Origin of the sequence: Microcoleus sp. BR0-C5 (assembly GCF_036705045.1) — a bacterium.
GTDB lineage: Bacteria > Cyanobacteriota > Cyanobacteriia > Cyanobacteriales > Microcoleaceae > Microcoleus.
Window position 1 is genome coordinate 80,518 of the sequence record NZ_JAUBTR010000025.1, and the last position, 18,589, is coordinate 99,106.

Here is an 18,589-nt window from a genome sequence, read left to right on the forward strand (position 1 = left end):
AAGTTTAACTTCCACTAATCTCCACCAGTGGTTCACCTGCTTTCAATATTTCCAAAGCTTCAGGTAATGTTGCACTCAAAATCTCTCGCAACCGAGCGTTTGATGTATTGCCACACGTCAACCAAATAATCTGTGGCGGTGAACCAAGGCGATCGACCAAATCAACAAAGTCACTATCTTTAGTCATTACGATAACTCCCTGCGCTCTCGATGCCTCAAAAATTTCAGTATCTTCGGGCATCTCTCAAGCCAATCTCGCGCAAGCCTACTGCTGTGACACCAAATGTGTTTGTAATCCAGGTTGCGATCGCCGGTGACAGATGTGCATCTACCCAAATTATTGTCATGCAACCAATACCGGATGATTGAGTTTGCGCGAAGCATACAAAAGAGATGCTCTCAGATCGTCTGCTTCAAGATCGGGCATTTCTTCTAGTATTTGTTCCGCACTCAAACCAGCCACAAATAAGTCCAGTACGTCTGATACCCGAATTCTCATGCCGCGAATGCAAGGGCGACCGCCACACTGTCTAGGATTAACCGTGATTCTTGCGAATAGCTCCGACATTAAAGTTAGCTCCTACAACGCTTAGTTATAGTATGAATGAGTGCGATCGTAATTGTCAACAATTGGATTCCCATGATTATTAACTAATTAAGCTGTTTTTTAACCGCACGAGCGATTAAAGGCGCTTTCTTTTCTAACCCTTCTAAATTAAGTTCGTTCTCTAGATACATCCGATACCACTCCTGACGTTGTTCTATCACCCATTCACTATTCTGAAGCTGTAACTTTTTGAGGGTAAATTCGGCTCGATCACGCTGGTGGGAAGGAATCGCATCAGTCAAAACCAACTGACAAGAAGGTAGGATAATCTCAAACCAATTATCTTCTACTTCAAACGGATCGAGAATTTGTCTATCGTAAGTTCCTTTGCAGCTATTTACCCGTTGCAAAGCATAGCGATAGTTTTTCCAGTCATAAATCAAATGCCGATTTTCTGCTTTACTTTTACTCAAATAATGATCTACAGTACCCATCCGACTCGGTATGTACATAACTGAATAGCCACAAAGATTTTGGAAGTCTTTAGCTAATTGAGGTTTGAAGGTAGACCAAAAATCTTTTGGTTCTTTACCAGGATTTTTAACTAACCAATTATTGCCTGCTTTTCGCACCTGTTGCTCAAAACCTGTTGGTTCCGGTGGCGGAATAAATCGCATCATCTTTACTCTACCTCGGTGCTCACAATCCATCGAGGCCAGAAGCGATCGTGTTCTGGTAAAACTCGCAGGAGTTCCTGATGAATTTGCTCCTTAGTTCTGAGGTATTCAGGAAAAGTTTCCATGCTTTCTCCTCGCATGAAAGTATACGCAGCCTCAATCGCTATTTCTGCTTCGCGGGAACGAGCCTGTTTTAACCCAAAAATATCTGAAGTTAGCCACCCAACAGCATCCCCATGTTTTGTCCAAGGAACTTCATTAAGAGTTACATCTTTACCTTGTAACTCAAACAAAAATAATTTATCTTGTTCCTCATCAAATTCAGGCTCGATTGAGGCAAGTAGCAGCGGAGAATGAGTTGTAGCTATGAGCTGAAGTTTCATTTCATTTTCGAGGTTTGTCGCTACTTCTAAGATGGCTGGCAAGATTGATCGTTGCCACTGTGGATGTAAATGAGCTTCAACTTCATCGATTAAAAGAATTATCTTATCCAGAGGTTCTTGTTGCCGCAACTTAGAAGCCATTGTGTGTTCATACCAAGTCCATACTAACAAATAAGCTAATCCTAAAATTCGCTTAATGCCCGCTGATGCGTATATAATCGGAACATTGCCATAGGGAAAATTTAAGGTAGGAATCTCACGCACATCCTCAACAGAAACCCTGATTGGTTCTCCCGGTTCCATCCACTCATCAGCATCGGGAGAAAGTTGTTTAATGACTCGAGATAATGCTTGGAATTGAGATCTGTCTGGTTGACGTTGCCAGTTCACCCAATCATGAATTAGACCATTACAGATAAATTTTCCTTCTGAATTAATCAATCCATTCCAAAGACTATCATAATTGAAGTGATAAGCTGCTAAGCGATTACGGGCAGGATCTAAGACGGAAAATCCATCAACCCGGACGTAAATAATTAACCCTTTGAAACTAGAATACTTGCCAATTTCTAACCACTTTTGTTCGGAAAAACTAAACAGACTTCGATATTTATCGGATTTTTTTTGATTGCTTAAAAGAGAAGTGATTTCCGGGGAATTGCCCTGTCCCTGCTGTGGCCAAGCTGGACTATCCGCCCATTTTCCAGTTAGTACCCACCAAGCAACATCAAGCAAAAAAGTTTTCCCCAAACCATTGTCGCCAGTAAATAAATTAATGCGATCGGCAAATTCTACATCGAACTGGGGGGCGGTTCCGACTTGTTTTAGATGAAGTTCTTTCAGCATTTTGAATATTCACTCGATCAGCTACATAATTAGCTCAATATTTAGAAATATTGTACTATAAACTACTTGCTGATTATAAAATATTTTCACTGGGTTCTAATTCAGCCCATCTCAATCGCTCTTGAATTGACATACCCTGCAACTTTTTACTCATTTCATATAAATCCACTTTCGGATAATTCCCATTAAATAGCGGAATTAAAGCCTCAACAACAGCCGCGATTCCCTGCGGCGGTACTGCATTGCCAATCTGCCGCCGTACTTCAGTCGTAGAACCTTCAAAAACAAAATCATCGGGAAATGTTTGCAATCTTGCCCTTTCACGATTTGTCAAAGAACGCGGTTCTAAATAATGATAACCCCAAGTTCCGCCACCTCCACCAGCAATGATTGTCGATGATGGTTTATCTGGATGAATTCGCCGATAAACGTGACTGATCATGCCTTTGACATAGTATGGACTATCCTTGGGAATATCAGAGAAATTGCCTCCCGGTTTAATTCGATTTAAAATTTCAACGGTGCGGGCTTGAATTTTATGATGTTGGTTATTGTCAAGAACTGCTTCCACATTTTTGAGTGCTTCGCCCGCTGTTCGATAAGGATTTTTGCGATTTTGACCGTATTCTGGCTGAGGATGCACAAAGTTAAATCCTGTATCCATCCGAATGCCAACTAATAACACTCTTTGGCGAAATTGGGGTACTCCGTAATCGGCAAAGTTGTATAGTTTAGGTTTAACTAAGTAGCCGGGAGCGATACTTTCAAAGTCAGAAATTATTTGTTTTATTGCTTGATAATTATTGGCACTTAATAAGCCTTTGACATTTTCTGCTACAAAAGCTTTGGGCTTTTTTTTATTGACAAAATCGAGAAAATATGTATATAAATTGCCTCTGGTTCCTTCAAGTCCGGGGCGCTTCCAAATTAGGGAGAAATCTTGACAGGGGAACCCTCCTATACATATTTCAGCTTCGGGAACTTGTGCAATGTCTATATTTTCTATGCTGTCGTTGATGATGACATCAGCAATGTTTCTGCTGAATGTTTGGCAGGCGTATTTGTTGGAGTCGATCGCCCAAACTACCTCAAATCCGGCTTGGTGGAATGGCAAATCCATGCCGCCGCAACCAGAAAATAAGGATATGAGTCGCGGTTTTTTTGTCCAGGCGATCGGCTGGAGACGTTCGATTAACATAGGAGTGTAAAGTTAGCCAAGGGCGGGCTGGATGCCCGCACCACAAGAGTGTCATCATACCAAAACACGATCGAACTCGACTCATCAATTGATATTTCACTCTTCATCCTCTAACTCGATCCCGGCTTGACGCAGTTTTTCGGCTAATCTTTCAGCGCGGAGTCGTTCGCGATCGGCTCTTTCTTCCGACCACAGCAATAACTCGCCTTCTGCATCCCACCACCTCAGCCAACAGCCTGTCCTTCCTTCGTGCGTTCCTTCCCAAATACCTAAAAACAAGTCTAATCCCGGTATCCAATAACGTCCATTTTCATCAGGTTTTTGCAAGTTGTAATGCTCTGATTGTAAAGCGTAAACTTCTAAATGAGCTGTTTTTGCTCGGAATATGACGTATCGAGGGACTTTGATTACTTGCTCGTAAAAATACCACTTTCCCACCCGTGAGGTAAATTCAACGGAGTATTCTTCTCCATAGGTTTCTGAAAGAAATTCCATCACGATTTGGGGGATGGTTCCTTCTGTGTGCGGTGTGTAACTGCGGCGGACTTGCGAGACATTTTTGGGATTGACGGGTTTCACGTACATCCAATCTGGTGCTTTGCAGATAATGCGCTGTTCGTCGCTGGTGGAACCTGGGAAACTTATGCCGGCACACAAGGCAAAGTTGGAAACAATTAAGGCATCCTGCATTAATTCAGGAAATCCTGTTAGCGGCTGGCGCAAAGCGGCGGCTAATAATGGTTGGCTTTCGTCTTCCAGGGGGTCGTCTGGTAGTTGGAAATCTTCTGGTAGTAGCGGCCAGGTGATTGTGAGTTTTGTTTCAGGATTTTTAGTTGCTAAAGACATAGTTTATCAGAGGTTAAATGTTTTAATGCTTAAATTATATCTCTTGGTTTTTGGGATTAATGTTAATGGCTTAATGACGAGGCCGAGCCTCTGGATATGCGTTACCGGGCAGAGCCAATTAGTAACGACTTAAGCCGACAGTCCGCCACGGGTTGAAACCCCTGGCTAATAGCTAAAGTCCTCTTAAGAGGACTGAGAAGAAGACTGTTAAAATAATTAGTCCTCTTCAGAGGACTTTAGCTTTGAGGCAGGGAATTCATTCCCTGCCGGACTTAATATGCAGCTATGATTTTCTGCTGTAGCTCGTTTGTCATTGCTAGTAGTTCCGATTGTGCGATCGCACTTTGTTCACCACTCGCCAACCACTTCAATTGTACCGTCTGGTTTTCAGCTTCCGCATCTCCCAAAACTAAACACGCAACCGCACCGCTTCTGTCGGCTCTTTTAAACTGTTTTCCGAAAGCACTGCCGCTCAAATCTATCTCGACACTAAACCCGGCACTTCGCAATTTTTGAGCTAACAATACCGATTGCTGTTCGGCTTTTTCGCCCCTGGATACCAAATAGAAATCTAACTTCGGCGCGGGCAAAGGTTGCAACTTTTGCAGCAGGATAATCAACCTTTCGATACCCATTGCCCAACCGACTGCCGCCGTATCTGGGCCGCCCAATTCCTTTACTAAACCGTCGTAGCGGCCGCCTCCGCAAACTGTGGCTTGCGCTCCCAAATCGTCGGAGATAATTTCAAATGCGGTGTAGGTATAGTAATCTAAACCGCGCACTAATCTGGGATTTAACTGATAGCTAATTCCTAAATTTGTGAGCATAAGCTGCACTTGCTCGAAGTGATCTCGCGATTCCTCTCCCAAATATTCTAAAATGCTCGGCGCACCAGCTACAATTTCTTGAGTGCGCTGATTTTTGCTGTCCAATATCCGCAGCGGATTGCGAGTCAAGCGGTCTTGAGAATCCGCGTCTAATTCGTCTTTGTGCGGTGTAAAATAATCTATCAAAGCTTGTCGGTAATTTTGTCTGTCTTGCTTATTTCCGACAGAATTAATATCGAGGCGCAAATTTTTTAAACCGAGTGTTTGCAGGATATCACAGGCGATCGCAATTACCTCGACATCCGCACGAGGATTCGCACTCCCCAAGACTTCCACGCCAATTTGATTAAACTGCCGCTGTCTTCCCTCTTGCGCGCGTTCGTAGCGAAACATCGGCCCCGCATACCACAGACGCTGCACGTCTCCCGCCGCGTACAAACTGTTTTGAATAAAAGATCGGACTACCCCGGCGGTGCCTTCTGGACGCAAAGTAGTCGATCGATCGCCCTTATCCTTAAAAGTGTACATTTCCTTGCCGACAACATCGGTAGCTTCGCCGATGCCGCGTTCAAATAAAGATGTCTGTTCAAAAATTGGCGTCCTAATTTCTCGATAAGCCGCTTTTTTCAAAATTATTCTAGCGACTTCTTCTATATTTTGCCAATATTGAATTTCTGCGGGCAAAATATCCCGCGTTCCCGGTAAAGTTTTAATTGCACTCATTTTGTTAGTCAGTTGTCAGTTGGCAGTTGTCAGTTGGCAGTTGGCAGTTGTCAGTTGTCATTAGTAATTCGTCATTAGTTATTAGTTATTAGTTATTAGTCAACAGTCAACAGTCAACAGTCAACAGTCAACACCTAACAATTCCCAATAACTAATGACTTAATAATTCCCACGCTCCGTAACGATCGCCATAATAAGCCAAAATGCGATCGACCCGCTCGCGACCTGCCAAATCGAACCCTTCAGGATACTGTATCCACAAACCCCCAACTTGGCTGTCGCAGTAATCAAACCGCTGCGACTGCTGCGGAATTAAACCGGTTTGCACCCCTTCAACTTGACGCAAATGGACCGCCACTTCGCGATACACCGCCAGCGGCAATCCAGGGCTTTGAATTTGATAGCGGAGTTGTTTTTCTTGTGCCGTTTGCATCATTTCTTTGCCTGTCCCCAACCAAAATCCCTACTTAAGATACTTCTTTATCGATCGGCCGCGGTAAAGGGCAGCAGTTAATATTGTCCAAACATACCTTTCCCCACTGCAACGCCCAGCGTACAAGCGTAACTCGATTGTCAGCGCGCGTCTTGTTCAAGATATTGCTAATGTGGTTGTCAACTGTACGCTTGCTAATCTCTAACTTTTCGGCGATTTTCTCATTAGTCAATCCCGCCGCTACTAACTCTACCACTTGCAATTCTCTGTCCGACAGGGTGACAGGGGTCCCAGAGACAATCCCACTCATAAATTTTTCCTATGTCTGCATATTTACCTATCTACAATTCTAAAGGATGAGGGATCGAGTATGAAGAGAAAATTTAATTTTCTGTGCTACTCTTTTGGGCCCGAAGCACCAACTCGCTTGCAGAATCGCCAGGAGTGCAAACCCAGCGCTGACACACCATGACCCGCACCGACTTGCACTGCTGGCACCACAGGGTGGCAGGTGATCCCTTTACCTGCGCGCATCTGACATCCGAACCAAAGCCGCAGAGGTTTTCAGGTAAAACAACTGATACGCCCGCACTGCACTTGTGCGTTGAACGAGTAACTGCCAGTATCAGTAAGTCTGATATTATAGGAGCAGCCATTAAAAAATAGCTGGCAATTTTTCTGGGATGGGTTAAAAATAATTGTTGACCTGTCTACTGCTAGTCTAAAATCTAAAATCTAAAATCTAAAATTGAGATGACCTATCCTCGCGTTCTGTGTCTGGGTGAAATCTTATTTGATTGTTTAGCAGACAAACCAGGAGTATCTCTCGAAGAGGTAGAATCTTGGACGGCATATCCCGGCGGTGCTCCTGCTAATGTTGCCTGTGCTTTGGTTAAATTGGGGACGGCGGCGGGATTTATCGGTGCTGTAGGTGGGGATGAATTGGGAAATTACCTAGTGCAGGTATTGCAAGAAGTAGGGGTTGATATTGCTGGAGTGCAGCGGCATCCAAGTGCGCCGACGCGGCAAGTTTATGTCTTGCGGAATGAAGCGGGCGATCGATCTTTTGCCGGTTTTGGCGAATTCGATACTGCGGATTTTGCCGACACCCGCCTCCTCGCTGCACAACTACCCGAAGTGCTGTTTGAAAATGCCGAATATTTAGTGCTAGGCACTTTAGAATTAGCTTATCCTGAAAGTCGAGAGGCGATCGCCCGATCGATCGAACTAGCAGAACAGTATGACGTTAAAATTATACTTGACATCAATTGGCGTCCCGTATTTTGGCCAAATCCAGACGAAGCAAAAGCGCACATTAGAAAACTCTTAAAAAAAGTTGATTTTGTCAAGTTATCTGAGGAAGAAGCAGAATGGTTGTTTGACTCTACCGACGCAGGAGCTATTACCTACCGCCTCGATTCTGTAGAAGGTGTTTTGGTGACTGCGGGTGAGAAAGGTTGCGCCTATTGTATCTCGGAAAATGAAGGAAAGATCCCCGCCTTTACAGTAGATGTTGAGGACACAACAGGTGCCGGCGACGCATTTATGGCTGGTTTTGTCAGCCAATTGTGCAAGGTGGGAATTAAGAGTTTAGGGACTCCAGAAATAACAAAAAAAATTGTAACTTATGCGAGCGCGGTAGGTGCGATGACAGCGATGAAACCCGGGGCAATTAAAGCTCAACCAACCGCCGCTGAAGTAGAAGCTTTCTTGTATTTGTACAAACATTAGCAGGCCAAACCTCTCCCCCGGCAACGGAGAGGGGGCTAAATTTGGTTCAGAAACCCAGTTGCTCCAAAAAAATAACTCTGATACTAAACCCGCGTTAAAAACCCTCGATAAGACTCGGCATTGGGAATCCCTAGTATACAAACTCTCGTCCTAGCTGACAGGGACTATAAAATAAACAGGTATTTAAGCCCGATTTGGTATTAGAGGTTTTATTGTGGGAAATTAACCGCACATCAGATGATTTCTAATTTGGCGCACGATTACCTCTAGCTGCTGTGAAGCATCTATGATAATGGCATCTTCGGGTTCTTCGAGAGTGTCTAACTGACTTAACAGCAAGTCTGCTTTCATGTAGTGATTTTCGCGATTTTTTAACCTTGTGGCTAATAGCTGAGAAGAACATTTTAGATAAACTATCTTCATTCGCTTTTGGTCTCGGTAGAGAATTTCGCGGTAAGATGTTTTTAAAGCAGAACAAGCCAAAACCACATTTTTATTGTCCAACAGCCACCTGTCTATTGCAGCTTGCAATTGTAATAGCCAAGGAAGGCGATCGCCATCTTCTAAAGGAAGGCCCCGACTCATTTTCTCGATATTAGCTGATGGGTGAAAATCGTCGGCATCGCTGAAATCCCAATTTAGAGATTGCGCCAGCAACTTGCCAACAGTAGTTTTGCCAGAACCTGAGACTCCCATCACGATCGTAATCATGGCGCTTATTTACCGAATACTTGCAATTCGATCGAGTTGTGCGATCAAGAAACCAGGTTTCTTAAGTTGCCAGATGAATTCTACCACCATAAAAACTTCCAGAAACCCAGTTTATTTTTGATTTTCGCTCAAATTTCTTCCATAGTGGGTCTAATGAAATTATAAGCCAAAACGCCGATAATTCCACCAATCACTGGAAATAAAATAAACGCCCACAACTGTTGAATTGCCCATCCGCCTTGAAAAAGTGCCACACCGATACTTCTAGCTGGGTTAACAGAAGTATTGGTTACGGGAATTCCGACTAAGTGAATCAACACCAGCATCAAGCCGATCGGAATTCCGCCCAAACCGACGGGATATTTGGGATGGGTAGTGCCCATGATTGTAAATAACAGAAAAGCAGTCAGTACAATTTCCGTCAAAGCTGCTGCCAAAAGTCCGTAACCTGTGGGCGAATGTTCTCCAAAACCGTTAGATGCAAATCCAGAAGCCGCTGCATCAAAACCAGGTTTTCCTGATGCTATCAAGTACAAAACAAGACCGCCTAAAATCCCTCCTACAATCTGACCTCCTATATAATAAGGAAGTAACACAGCATCGATCAGTTTGGCAACTACTAAACCGATACTTACTGCCGGATTAATGTGGCATCCAGAGATAGGCCCGATCGTATAAACCATGATTAAGAGGGATAGACCAAAGGCGATCGAAACTCCCAAAAAGCCGATTTTATCTCCAGCTAAAACCGCACTGCCACATCCACCTAATACCAACACAAAAGTACCAAAAGCTTCAGCAACCCCAATCTTTATTTTTTTGTTCATACTCACAATTATCTCAAGTTTATAATCGGTTAATTTCACACCCATACGAGTTATAATTATAAAAATTAGAACTCAAATTTGTTTCATTCATTGCCACAATACTAATGGAAATCATTAGCAACCTGTAGCTCTAATTTTCATAAATTGTATGGGCTTAACTGAGAATGCGGAATTTGGCATCGATAAATTAGCTCAAACATACTCTATTTTGTAAAAAATGTCAACACTTAGCTAATTATTCATCTAAATTGTGCAATTTTATGTATTCAATTCACAACAATTAACTTGGGTTATTCCCTAACTTTGTGATGATAATTTTACTTATTATTGCTGATTATCCGATCGCACTCTCAGCTAAAACATCACTGCTAACCGCCTGGTAAATGGGACTGGAGAAGGGGCGAAAGTCTATGGGGCAATCGACGGTTATCTTGCACAGCAAGCGGAACTGTAGCGGCGTTGGGGCTTGATTGAGGCGATCGACTTCTACGCCAACCAATTCTGGATGCTGCGAGATAAGTTCAAAAATATCATCCACAAGATAGCGCTGACAATAGCCGACAATCCAGTGATCTTTAGTACACAGAAGCACACGGGAAGCGTGCGAATTTTGAAATTCGTGGGCTAAATACAAAAGTTCGCCCACTTGAAGCCGATTAATCCGTTCAATTGCCGACTTTGAAAGGTATCGCAGTCCATCTGCAAAAAAATGGATACAGTAACGTCTATTGTCATCCGGTTCCGGACAAGGGAACACCTCAAATTTATCAGTTACCCGTTTGCCTCCGCTGCGCGCCAATAAAGCAATTGGGTAATGTTCGTGTTCAGGGATATTCAACCACTGTAAAAATTCATGGTACTCAGGGCGCGATCGCGCCATCACTCGATTAGAAAACAACGAAAACAGTTTCTGTGAAGTGTAAACCTTATTGAAATCCGGGAAAGATGGCAAAGGCAGAAACCCGCACTTAAGTTTCGCTTCTAGAACACCATTTGTATAATTGAACTGGTATTCTTTACCGTTAAATGTCAATCGACCAATCGGAAACCAAGAACCGCTGCGCGGGCTTTGCCAAGCCAAAAATAGTGTTTTCAAAGGAAATCTCCTGTCAATTCAAGCAGTGCACACCTTACACAAGGATAGGGTTGCGCCCTGCGGCGCACCTTACCGCTATAAGTAGCCTGTCATACCAATTTTTACGTAAGTCCTCTGAATTTATTCTCCTAGTCTATAGGAAATGGCATCAAAAGTTAGTATTTTTGGCTTTCTGCCATGAGGACAACAGCACCCATCAACTGAATAAACATCTTTTTTAACCAGAACCTAAAGCTATAATAATACCACAAATGCGGACAATAACTTAAATTGTGCTTAACAGGATTAGAGTGAATATAGTTTAAATGCTGTTCAAACTCATCTTGTTTGCAAATAGGATATCCCCTAAACCGACGATACCAAACATTACTTTATCGACCCTTGCGGCGAGAAAAGGAGATATTTTGAGACCAATTTTCTTGACCGCGCAAAGATTGTGCAAAGAAAACTTTTCTCTTTCCGAGATGCTGGCATAGGCCGTATGATTAGGAGGTAATTTTCACCAAAAATGGATGTGGTCGGGCAATACAACTGCCCAATAATTTCAAAAGGTTATTCTGATTTAAGCGCCCCTACAGCCTTGCAGAGTCGCGAGACATTTTCTGACTCTGAAAATAGCGGTGTGCGATTGTAGGTAACAAGCGTTAGGGAGAAACTTCCACCAGGAAGGTAAAATCGGCGATAGTTTGGCATTAATATTGTCCTCCTACTTTTTTATAGGGCATTTTACACTCATTTTTGCGGGTGCGCCGAAGAACACCTTAAATTCATCTCGTAGGGTACTCTTCGGCGCACATTCTAGGAACCGCCGGGTGCGCCGCAGAGCACCTTACATCAGCTACTTTCTAACACAGAAATTCGCGTGGATCGGTGACATACCCAGTCAGGGCAGAAGCCGCCGCCGTGTAAGGCGAAGCTAGATAAACTTGCGCTTCTTTATTCCCCATCCGGCCGGGGAAATTGCGGTTAGTTGTAGACACACAAATTTCGGGTTCATTCATCCGCCCAAAAGTATCTTTTGGGCCCCCCAAACAAGCGGCGCAAGAAGGCGCTGCGGGTTCGATGCAGCCTGCTGCTAAGAAGATTTCCGAAAGCGTTTGACCATCGTATTTTGTGACAAACAAATCTTCGTAAACTTTCTGAGTTGCTGGTACTAAATAAGTCGGAACTTTGACTTGATTTCCTTTCAAAATGCGGGCCGCATTCAGAAAGTCGGAGGTTTTGCCGCCCGTGCAGGAACCGATGTAAACTCGATCGATCTTGACATCGCGGCAGTTGCGGGCTAAGTCGCGGTTGTCGGGAGAGTGCGGTTTGGCGACGACTGGTTCTAATTGGGTGACATCGTAGGTGCGATCGCTATAAAATTTAGCATCCCCATCGCTGTAAAATGAATCGAAGGGTTTATCAGTCCGCGAAGTAACGTAATCAAACGTAGTTTTGTCGGGCGCAACCGTGCCGTTTTTACCACCAGCTTCAATCACCATATTGCACAGCGTCATCCGTTCTTCCATCGTCAAACGCTCAACTGTATCACCAGCAAATTCCATTGTCCGGTAGTTAGCACCGGCAACGCTAATATCACCAATAATCTGCAAAATTAGGTCTTTTGCTAACAAATAATCCGGCAGTTCACCGTTGAACACAAAGCGCATGGTTGCGGGAACTTTGATTAACAGTTTGCCGGTTCCCATGATAAAAGCCGCGTCTGTATTGCCGATACCGGTGGCGAATTGTCCGAAAGCGCCGGCATTACAGGTGTGGGAATCGGTGCCGAAGAGCACTTCGCCCGGTCTGGTGTGGCCTTCTTGTGCTAGGGCGATGTGGCAAACTCCTTTGTAGTCGGGATTTGCTTTGAAGTCCGATCGATCCGTGATGTCGTAAAAGTATTTTATCCCTTGTTCTTTGGCAAAATCGCGGAGAATATCGACGTTGCGGTTAGCGCGTTCGTCGTTGGTGAAAATGTAGTGGTCGGGAATGAGGACGATTTTGTCAGGGTTCCAGACTTTCGCATTCTCGCCGAATTCGCGTTTGAAAACGCCGATGGTGCCGGGCCCGCAGACATCGTGGGTCATCAACACGTCTGTTTCTACCCAAATATTTTCTCCGGGCTCAACTTTAGTGCGGCCTGATGCTTTAGCTAAGATTTTTTCGGTCAGGGTCATTCCCATAGTGCGATCGCTCTTTTTTATTAGATGCTACATAGTGTATTGTAAGCGAAACATTATATGAAAATAGAAATTATCAGGTCTCAAAGATCGGGAGTAATGACGATGACCTTGCTGACGTTACCCCTAAAAGTTAATCTCGATCGCGTTCAATTTACCGATGAGCAGTTTTATCAACTCTGTCTCAGCAATCCTGAATTGACCATCGAGCGATGCTGAAGGAAGGTTAATTGTGATGTCTCCAGTTGGCGGCGATAGCGGTAGTCGCGAGATGGATCTCGGCGGTGAGGTTTATATTTGGAATCGCCAAACCCAACGCCGGTAAGGTGTTTAGTTCTTCCACGTTTTTCAAATTGCCCGGTGGAGGATCTCGTTCTCCTGATGTAGCATGGGTGGAATTGTCTCGCTGGGAAGCACTGACTCCAGAACAACGACAGAAATTTCCCCCCATCGCGCCGGATTTTGTCATTGAACTGCGATCGCGATCGGATAATCTCCAAACCTTACAAGATACAGCGTATTCCAGGTTTATGAATTACACCTGGAATACGCTGTAAGACGATCGTGTCCTCACACATCAAGCTTTGCTAAACCTAAATACCGAACACCTTCTGGCGTCACGTCAAACCGACAAGGCAAAACTTCGACACCTGCACTAATTGCCTGTCTGAACAATTGTCCGTAAAGGCGATCGGCACTATCCCCCGGAGCAAAATCAGTACAATCCCCGCGATTAATAAAATACAGCATTACAGCCCTCGAACCCTGCCGCACCACTTCCATCAATTCTCTCAAATGTTTCTGTCCCCTCTCCGTCACTGTATCGGGAAATAAAGCCAACTCCTCTTTTACCCAAGTTGTATTTTTCACTTCCAGAAAAATCGGTTTTTCCTCACCAGTCAGCCAAAAATCAACTCTACTTTTTTTATCAGTGCCGTAAACAACCTCCGGTTGAATTAAACTGTAATTGCCCAACTCAGGAAATAATTTCAATTCCAAAGCTAATTTAACTACTCGATTTGGCAGCCCAGTATTAACTCCCACCCAAGTTGGCACAGTGTCGCAAACTTTAATTAATTCCCAAGTATAAGCTAACTTGCGTTTAGGATTGTCGCTGGGAGATACTAGCACTGGATTGCCCGGAATGTAAACACCAGTCATCGGGCCAGTATTCGGACAGTGCGCCGTGATTATTTCTCCCGAATCTAGTTCAATTTCGGCAAAAAATCGCTTGTAACGTTTGATGAGAATGCCGGGTAAAAGAGGAGGATATTTGTAAATTAAGTCAGTCATTCGATTTTAGATTTTAGATTTTAGATTTTAGAGGGAGGCATCATAGCACGAAACGACGGTTTGTAGTAAGGACTTTAGTCCTGCATTCTTTGTTTCATATCCTTCGCCGCTAAAGCATAACCTCCATCAGCACCGTCTATAAAATGCACTTGGTGGCCGCCGCGTTCAAACACCAAACAAGTCATCAACGCTCTGTCAGAAACGTGCAAACCGTAAACCAGCTTGCCTTCTCGGTAATTCCTTTCCAAGTACCCCGTCAATTTTTTTCGCCGCCACTCATTACCCGAAATTACCATTCTCAACATATCATCAAATTTGCGGTAATCCGTAGCTGCGATCGCAATATCTTTATAAACTCCCCAATCTAACTCTTCTGTCTTAACTTTTAAATTCATTAGCAGCGAACCAAGCGCCGTCTCTAACTGTATTTTTGATAAATATAGCTGGTGGTCTAACCAAGTAGCACTGCGCGCCCTAACTAGAGTTTCTTGAATCAGTTTTGTGCTACTAAGTGTCAATTTAAGATTTTTACTGTCGATAGGATTTAAACTATTTTCCTTGCCGTAAATGTAGTTAATTTTTTTTAATATATTTCTATAAAATTGATGGCTCTGCTGGCCCAAATCCGATCGCACCATTACCAGCAGCGTTACTATTTCCCCGTACTTGCTCGGAATATCCTGCCATCGGCACTCCAATCCCGAAAAATCGGCTGTTGCAGAAATGCCATTATTTTTAATACTGTAAATATTACCAGCAGCCGGGTCTTTAATAAGTTCAGTAGCACGGGTTAAGCCGCCGCCGATAAAAACAGCTTGGTTGTAATTTTCCGAAACTTTAAGCTTAGCTATTTTAACCGGATAATTAGCTGCTGCCACAACTTGAACCGGGACGGCACCAACTCGCAAATCCATGTCAAATTGAGTCTTAGCCATTTGTTGAGTGGCCCGCAAAGCAATCTTAGCAGCGGGTAAAAGCGATGGCCCCATTAAAAGAGAAGCACCGTCGCCACCAAACACAAACGGAATCTCAGTTTTGCCTGCTACATTCAAAACAGCAACGATCGAACAAGCCCCCAATAAGTTAACTTCTTTGTATTTTCCAGCTTCAATCGCTTTTGTAGAACCGCGAATATCTGTGACAACAATGTACCAATCATCAGGTACGTCAACAAAATTACCCTGATCGGTAATCTTGATAAAATTGTCGAGTAAAGGTAATTGGGAATAGAAGTTTTCGGAATTCATGTTATCATTCTCCCGATTCGCGATTAAAATAAGTGAATCCTTTTAGCATTAGCGTTTGTAACCATTTGTGTCCCAATTACAGAAGCCCTCTCGTTCCCTCGCAGGGATTGCCGGCATTGTCGCACTCGCCACTCTAATTAGCAAAGTCTTTGGATTGGTGCGCCAAATTGCGATCGCCGCAGCCTTTGGAGTCGGCGTCGCCGTCGATGCCTACAACTACGCCTACGTCATCCCTGGTTTCTTATTTATTTTGCTCGGAGGGATTAACGGGCCATTTCACAGCGCCATAGTCAGCGTTTTAGCCCGCCGGGATAAAAAAGAAGCAGCACCCTTAGTCGAGACTATCACCACCTTAGTCGGTGGCTTGTTGCTGTTGGTGACGATCGCTTTAGTTATTTTTGCCGATCCGCTGATAGATTTGGTGGCACCGGGATTAAATAGAACAGCAGAAGGTTTACAAATTAAAGCTATTGCCGTCCAGCAATTTCGGATTATGGCGCCGATGGCATTACTTTCAGGCTTAATCGGCATTGGTTTCGGCACTCTCAACGCTGCCGATATGTACTGGCTTCCTTCCATCAGCCCTTTATTTTCTAGCGTTGCACTTGTCGGCGGTTTGCTTTTATTAGCCATGCAACTCGGAGACAAAATAACTCAGCCAGAATTCGCACTAATGGGCGGCTTAGTGTTAGCTTGGGGAACTTTAGCGGGCGCAGTTTTGCAGTGGTTGGTGCAACTAGCGGCACAGTGGCGCGCCGGCTTGGGAACATTGCGCTTGCGGTTTAATTTTAAACGGCCGGGAGTGCAAGAAGTAATTAAGGTGATGGTTCCTGCGACCTTATCATCAGGAATGCTGCAAATTAATGTTTATACTGACCTATTTTTCGCATCCTACATCCCTCAAGCTGCCTCTGCGATGGGTTACAGTGGCTTGTTAGTTATGACGCCTTTAGGTATCATTTCTAATGTAATTTTAGTGCCATTTCTCCCCATATTTTCTCGCCTCACCGATCCGAGAGATTGGCCGGAATTAAAAGCTCGAATTCGTCAATCTTTAATTTTGACTGCCCTTACGATGCTGCCGCTGAGCGCTTTAATGGTAACACTTGCCGGGCCGATCGTCCGCGTGGTCTACGAACGCTATGCTTTCGATCGATCGGCCTCGCAGTTTGTCACGCCGATATTGATGGCTTACAGTATTGGAATGTTTGTGTATTTGGGACGCGACGTTTTGGTACGGGTATTTTACGCTTTGGGAGACGGAGAAACGCCTTTTCGCATCAGTATTATCAATATCTTTTTAAACGGTCTTTTGGATTATTTGTTAGTAGGAGCCTTTGGCGCGCCCGGATTAGTTTTGGCGACGGTGGGAGTGAATCTTATTTCGATGATTATGCTTTTGTACTTATTAGATAAAAAGCTGGGTGGCCTGCCTTGGGGGGAGTGGAGTTTGCCTTTTCTGGGGTTAACTTCTGCCAGTTCTGTAACTGCTTTCGTTACCTTGGCTACTCTGCAAGGCTGTCAAAGAGTTTTGGGTACTGAAGGTTTGGTAATTCAATTAGTGCAGTTGAGTGTGGCAAGTTTTGTAGGGTTAGGGGTTTTTGCCTTGTTTGTCAGTCAGATGAAATTGCCGGAAGTTGATATGTTTGTCGATCGCATTCGCGGCCGTTTTCGCAAATAAACGTCCGAAATTTGCGGCAGATTCCAGGAATCAAGAAAAGTGCGATCGCCCTTAAGTACACAAAATACCAAAAAGGGATCTCGTCCTTAAATCCAAATCAACACTCCGAAGCGTCCATCCGCGTATATCCGCCACCATCTGCGGTCAAAAATTCCAGAGTAATTAACAAGGGCGATGTCTAGATTCTCAAGATATCGTCAACCTTTATGCTGTCTGGCAAAATAGCCAATAAAATTCCGCTAAAACAAATAAACCCTCATACCCACAGCCTCTCTTGGATGCCTACAATGATGTCCTCATGGCAAAGATCCGACTTTTCCGACTTTAAGATCCGACTTTTCCGACTTTACAGAGGCAGGGGCCCGAAGCAACGATAGAGATAGGGAAAGCCAACCCACGATGTCTAGATTGTAAAGATATCGTAAACCTGGATGTTGTGTTGCGAAGTGTTAAATAAAAATATGCTATAAAAAATATGTCTTTAGGATGATACATTAAATTTGCATCTATGTTATCTACATTCATTCCCACGCGAAGCCAGTGAAAGCCTACTTCATATCAGGACTACCCCGCTCAGGCTCTACTTTACTGGCTGCACTACTACGACAAAACCCCCGGTTTTACAGCGCTATGACTTCCCCTATTGGGGGCCCAAGTCGATCGAATGTTGTCAGCCGTGACCCAAAACAATCAGTGTTCCGTGTTTATTTCCCCTGAACTAAAACCGACGCTGATTATGAGTATCTTTTCGGCTTACAACCAGCCACAAGCTGAAAAAGAAGTGATCGGGGACACCAATCGCCGGTGATGCAGCAAATTGTCATTAATTCTGGAACTATTTCCCGAAGCCAAAGTGATCTGCTGTGTCAGAAACCTCGCTTGGATTATGGACTGTATCGAGTTACTAATTCGGCGCAACGCCTTTGATGTTTTCCGATTATTTATTTAATGCTCCAGCGGAACGGGCTAACAATTTTAAAGCCCGATTTATTCGCTCAATAGGACTAATAAATTATTCAGTCCTCATAGCGAGGACTGAAGCGAGGTGGGGGTTTCAACCCCGATCCGACTTGAATGTAAACAATAGATATCAAGGATTTCAGCAATTATGAACGTACCAAACATGAACAAGCAAATCACTTTCGTAGACTCCGACCTACAGGACTATCAAAGCCTGATTCAAAACGCTGATACCGCTGAAGTTGTAATTTTAAATGACAATTTGAGCGCGATCGAGCAAATTACTCAAGCCTTGATTGAAGATATAGCCCTTGTCGGGACGGCTCTCCTGAGTTTATGGTGTAAAATGTACCTACTAATACATTTACCGTTATGAGCTTCCATCTAGACTATCTATT

18 protein-coding genes and 1 pseudogene are annotated in these 18,589 nt (G+C 44.0%); 4 read left to right on the plus strand and 15 right to left on the minus strand.

Annotated features, from left to right (window positions below; genetic code table 11):
• Positions 1-4: 4 nt before the first annotated feature.
• From QUB08_RS14465 to QUB08_RS14505, 9 genes are all read right to left on the minus strand, one after another.
• Positions 5-187, minus strand: coding sequence for a DUF5615 family PIN-like protein (locus QUB08_RS14465; RefSeq protein ID WP_333225345.1), 183 nt, complete (start codon positions 185-187; stop codon positions 5-7).
• A gap of 156 nt (positions 188-343) precedes the next feature.
• A complete protein-coding gene (locus tag QUB08_RS14470; RefSeq protein WP_333196244.1) occupies positions 344-568 on the minus strand; it encodes a DUF433 domain-containing protein in 225 nt (74 codons plus the stop codon).
• A gap of 83 nt (positions 569-651) precedes the next feature.
• The gene (locus QUB08_RS14475; protein ID WP_333225346.1) at positions 652-1,227 is read right to left on the minus strand and encodes a hypothetical protein; all 576 of its coding nucleotides are present in this window, start codon (positions 1,225-1,227) and stop codon (positions 652-654) included.
• A 2-nt stretch (positions 1,228-1,229) separates the two neighbouring features.
• Entirely contained in the window at positions 1,230-2,453 is a 1,224-nt protein-coding gene (locus tag QUB08_RS14480) for an AAA family ATPase (protein ID WP_333225348.1), read from the minus strand.
• A gap of 73 nt (positions 2,454-2,526) precedes the next feature.
• Positions 2,527-3,651: a DNA cytosine methyltransferase gene (locus QUB08_RS14485; protein ID WP_333225349.1), complete on the minus strand. Its 1,125-nt coding sequence runs from the start codon at positions 3,649-3,651 to the stop codon at positions 2,527-2,529.
• Between the two features lie 96 nt (positions 3,652-3,747).
• Entirely contained in the window at positions 3,748-4,497 is a 750-nt protein-coding gene (locus tag QUB08_RS14490) for a Uma2 family endonuclease (protein WP_333225350.1), read from the minus strand.
• 272 nt (positions 4,498-4,769) lie between these two features.
• A complete protein-coding gene (gene hisS / locus QUB08_RS14495; RefSeq protein ID WP_333225351.1) occupies positions 4,770-6,047 on the minus strand; it encodes a histidine--tRNA ligase in 1,278 nt (425 codons plus the stop codon).
• A 151-nt stretch (positions 6,048-6,198) separates the two neighbouring features.
• Positions 6,199-6,480 carry a hypothetical protein gene (locus QUB08_RS14500; RefSeq protein ID WP_333127370.1) on the minus strand — a complete coding sequence of 94 codons (282 nt, stop codon included), beginning with the start codon at positions 6,478-6,480 and terminating at the stop codon, positions 6,199-6,201.
• A 34-nt stretch (positions 6,481-6,514) separates the two neighbouring features.
• The gene (locus QUB08_RS14505; protein WP_006633901.1) at positions 6,515-6,790 is read right to left on the minus strand and encodes a photosynthetic electron transport-dependent transcriptional regulator PedR; all 276 of its coding nucleotides are present in this window, start codon (positions 6,788-6,790) and stop codon (positions 6,515-6,517) included.
• A gap of 443 nt (positions 6,791-7,233) precedes the next feature.
• Between QUB08_RS14505 and QUB08_RS14510 the strand changes: the two genes are divergently transcribed.
• Positions 7,234-8,211 carry a carbohydrate kinase gene (locus QUB08_RS14510; protein WP_333225352.1) on the plus strand — a complete coding sequence of 326 codons (978 nt, stop codon included), beginning with the start codon at positions 7,234-7,236 and terminating at the stop codon, positions 8,209-8,211.
• 222 nt (positions 8,212-8,433) lie between these two features.
• On the opposite strand, the gene QUB08_RS14515 is transcribed toward QUB08_RS14510, so the two are convergent.
• The 4 genes from QUB08_RS14515 to QUB08_RS14530 all read right to left on the minus strand — a co-directional run bounded on the left by QUB08_RS14515 (position 8,434) and on the right by QUB08_RS14530 (position 13,013).
• Positions 8,434-8,922 carry a gluconokinase gene (locus QUB08_RS14515; protein WP_333225353.1) on the minus strand — a complete coding sequence of 163 codons (489 nt, stop codon included), beginning with the start codon at positions 8,920-8,922 and terminating at the stop codon, positions 8,434-8,436.
• 128 nt (positions 8,923-9,050) lie between these two features.
• Positions 9,051-9,749 (minus strand): aquaporin Z, encoded by a 699-nt coding sequence (aqpZ, locus tag QUB08_RS14520; protein ID WP_333225355.1) that lies wholly within the window; start codon positions 9,747-9,749, stop codon positions 9,051-9,053.
• A gap of 334 nt (positions 9,750-10,083) precedes the next feature.
• Positions 10,084-10,845, minus strand: coding sequence for a DNA-binding protein (locus QUB08_RS14525; RefSeq protein ID WP_333225356.1), 762 nt, complete (start codon positions 10,843-10,845; stop codon positions 10,084-10,086).
• Between the two features lie 845 nt (positions 10,846-11,690).
• Positions 11,691-13,013: a 3-isopropylmalate dehydratase large subunit gene (locus QUB08_RS14530; RefSeq protein ID WP_333058197.1), complete on the minus strand. Its 1,323-nt coding sequence runs from the start codon at positions 13,011-13,013 to the stop codon at positions 11,691-11,693.
• 102 nt (positions 13,014-13,115) lie between these two features.
• Here QUB08_RS14530 and QUB08_RS14535 point away from each other — a divergent pair.
• A pseudogene (locus QUB08_RS14535) lies at positions 13,116-13,522 on the plus strand (Uma2 family endonuclease); the annotation flags it as partial.
• A gap of 58 nt (positions 13,523-13,580) precedes the next feature.
• Here QUB08_RS14535 and sfsA read toward each other — a convergent pair.
• Together sfsA and QUB08_RS14545 are read right to left on the minus strand one after the other, a co-directional pair.
• Complete coding sequence (gene sfsA / locus QUB08_RS14540; RefSeq protein ID WP_333225357.1) at positions 13,581-14,303, minus strand: DNA/RNA nuclease SfsA; 723 nt, start codon at positions 14,301-14,303, stop codon at positions 13,581-13,583.
• A gap of 74 nt (positions 14,304-14,377) precedes the next feature.
• Positions 14,378-15,550, minus strand: a complete 1,173-nt coding sequence (locus tag QUB08_RS14545; RefSeq protein WP_333225358.1) for a DUF3095 domain-containing protein — start codon at positions 15,548-15,550, stop codon at positions 14,378-14,380.
• A gap of 67 nt (positions 15,551-15,617) precedes the next feature.
• Here QUB08_RS14545 and murJ point away from each other — a divergent pair, with 67 nt between their 5' ends.
• On the plus strand, positions 15,618-17,231 hold the full coding sequence (gene murJ, locus QUB08_RS14550; RefSeq protein ID WP_333225359.1) for a murein biosynthesis integral membrane protein MurJ: 1,614 nt from the start codon (positions 15,618-15,620) through the stop codon (positions 17,229-17,231).
• A 1,108-nt stretch (positions 17,232-18,339) separates the two neighbouring features.
• Positions 18,340-18,567 carry a DUF4347 domain-containing protein gene (locus tag QUB08_RS14555; RefSeq protein WP_333225361.1) on the plus strand — a complete coding sequence of 76 codons (228 nt, stop codon included), beginning with the start codon at positions 18,340-18,342 and terminating at the stop codon, positions 18,565-18,567.
• The last annotated feature ends 22 nt before the right edge of the window (positions 18,568-18,589 follow it).

Bases quoted from the DNA above. Each gene is read 5' to 3' on its own strand.
- QUB08_RS14465 (WP_333225345.1), bottom strand. From the start codon at position 187: ATGACTAAAGATAGTGACTTTGTTGATTTGGTCGATCGCCTTGGTTCA.
- QUB08_RS14470 (WP_333196244.1), bottom strand. From the start codon at position 568: ATGTCGGAGCTATTCGCAAGAATCACGGTTAATCCTAGACAGTGTGGC.
- QUB08_RS14475 (WP_333225346.1), bottom strand. From the start codon at position 1,227: ATGATGCGATTTATTCCGCCACCGGAACCAACAGGTTTTGAGCAACAG.
- QUB08_RS14480 (WP_333225348.1), bottom strand. From the start codon at position 2,453: ATGCTGAAAGAACTTCATCTAAAACAAGTCGGAACCGCCCCCCAGTTC.
- QUB08_RS14485 (WP_333225349.1), bottom strand. From the start codon at position 3,651: ATGTTAATCGAACGTCTCCAGCCGATCGCCTGGACAAAAAAACCGCGA.
- QUB08_RS14490 (WP_333225350.1), bottom strand. From the start codon at position 4,497: ATGTCTTTAGCAACTAAAAATCCTGAAACAAAACTCACAATCACCTGG.
- hisS (WP_333225351.1), bottom strand. From the start codon at position 6,047: ATGAGTGCAATTAAAACTTTACCGGGAACGCGGGATATTTTGCCCGCA.
- QUB08_RS14500 (WP_333127370.1), bottom strand. From the start codon at position 6,480: ATGCAAACGGCACAAGAAAAACAACTCCGCTATCAAATTCAAAGCCCT.
- QUB08_RS14505 (WP_006633901.1), bottom strand. From the start codon at position 6,790: ATGAGTGGGATTGTCTCTGGGACCCCTGTCACCCTGTCGGACAGAGAA.
- QUB08_RS14510 (WP_333225352.1), top strand. From the start codon at position 7,234: ATGACCTATCCTCGCGTTCTGTGTCTGGGTGAAATCTTATTTGATTGT.
- QUB08_RS14515 (WP_333225353.1), bottom strand. From the start codon at position 8,922: ATGATTACGATCGTGATGGGAGTCTCAGGTTCTGGCAAAACTACTGTT.
- aqpZ (WP_333225355.1), bottom strand. From the start codon at position 9,749: ATGAACAAAAAAATAAAGATTGGGGTTGCTGAAGCTTTTGGTACTTTT.
- QUB08_RS14530 (WP_333058197.1), bottom strand. From the start codon at position 13,013: ATGGGAATGACCCTGACCGAAAAAATCTTAGCTAAAGCATCAGGCCGC.
- sfsA (WP_333225357.1), bottom strand. From the start codon at position 14,303: ATGACTGACTTAATTTACAAATATCCTCCTCTTTTACCCGGCATTCTC.
- QUB08_RS14545 (WP_333225358.1), bottom strand. From the start codon at position 15,550: ATGAATTCCGAAAACTTCTATTCCCAATTACCTTTACTCGACAATTTT.
- QUB08_RS14555 (WP_333225361.1), top strand. From the start codon at position 18,340: ATGAACGTACCAAACATGAACAAGCAAATCACTTTCGTAGACTCCGAC.